Source organism: Roseibium sp. RKSG952 (assembly GCF_009711355.1).
Genome location: NZ_SMMF01000184.1, coordinates 1 through 338, shown reverse-complemented (window position 1 = coordinate 338; position 338 = coordinate 1). Strand labels below are relative to the sequence as shown.

1 pseudogene is annotated in these 338 nt (G+C 54.1%); it reads left to right on the top strand.

Going from position 1 to position 338, the window contains the following annotated elements:
- A pseudogene (locus E1297_RS49450) lies at positions 1-247 on the top strand (IS6 family transposase); the annotation flags it as partial.
- Positions 248-338: the final 91 nt, after the last annotated feature.

The window sequence follows — 338 nt, the reverse complement described above, 5'->3', positions numbered from 1 at the left end:
AAAGTGCGAAAGATCTTTGACACTACCCAACAGGACAGAATACTCCGACCCGCCCAAGCGAAAACGGGAAAAGATCACGGTCCGGTTCAAATCCGCCCGCCAAGCCCAACGGTTCGTGTGCGGCCATGATCAAGTCAGCATCCTTTTCCGCCAGCGCCGTTTCCAACTCTCAGCCGCTTCTTACCGCCATGCCAGAGCCGATGCAGTCGGTCTCTGGACCGACTACGCTATGGAAATGGCTGCCTAAAATTTGCCGATGGCGGGCACTGACAACCCACATAAAATAACTTGATGGTGTGGACAGCCCCACGTAGCAGCATCGAATGTGCCATGTTGAT